This window comes from Halorubrum halodurans, assembly GCF_002252985.1.
In the GTDB taxonomy this organism is placed as follows: Archaea; Halobacteriota; Halobacteria; order Halobacteriales; family Haloferacaceae; genus Halorubrum; species Halorubrum halodurans.
In genome coordinates this window covers 217-658 of sequence record NZ_NHPJ01000055.1, presented here as the reverse complement: position 1 = coordinate 658, position 442 = coordinate 217, and the positions used below count along the sequence as shown (strand labels likewise).

The following is a 442-nucleotide window of genomic DNA, read 5'->3' as shown; positions in this document are numbered from 1 at the left end:
CGACCTGGCGACGTACCAGAGGACGGCCCCGATCGCGGGGAGGACGAAGACGGCCGTCGTGAACGCCGCGGAGACGAGATCACCCTGGGCGTAGTGCATCCGACCGACCCGCGACCAGAACAGCGACCAGCCGGCGAGGGCGAGCCCCGCCAACAGCGTGGTCGCCACCTCGACGACGCGGGTCGTCACTGTCGACACGGTGCGCCGAACCGAATCGACGGCGTTTCCGATCGCAGGCATCATCGGCGCGGTAGCGGTTCGAGCCTTGTGAAAGTGTGATAAATTTAGGTATGTATACTAAGAATAAACTACCTCGTTGGTGCGAAAAACTTGCTCGTTGACGGGACGAACGGCTCGGAACCGCGGGCGTTCGCGCTCGAGGCGGGCGGATCCCTACGCGTCGGCGTAGATCAGGTCGATCTCGTCGGCGAACCGGTCGAGG

At 64.0% G+C, this 442-nt stretch carries 1 protein-coding gene and 1 pseudogene (1 of these 2 cut by a window edge); both read right to left on the bottom strand.

All coding sequences use genetic code 11. From position 1 onward, the window contains the following. Positions 1-189: hypothetical protein (locus DJ70_RS04800; protein WP_143420932.1), on the bottom strand; the 189-nt coding region annotated here is incomplete at its 3' end. Between the two features lie 204 nt (positions 190-393). Further along, a pseudogene (locus DJ70_RS17720) lies at positions 394-442 on the bottom strand (long-chain fatty acid--CoA ligase) (its annotated part continues 216 nt past the right edge of the window); the annotation flags it as partial.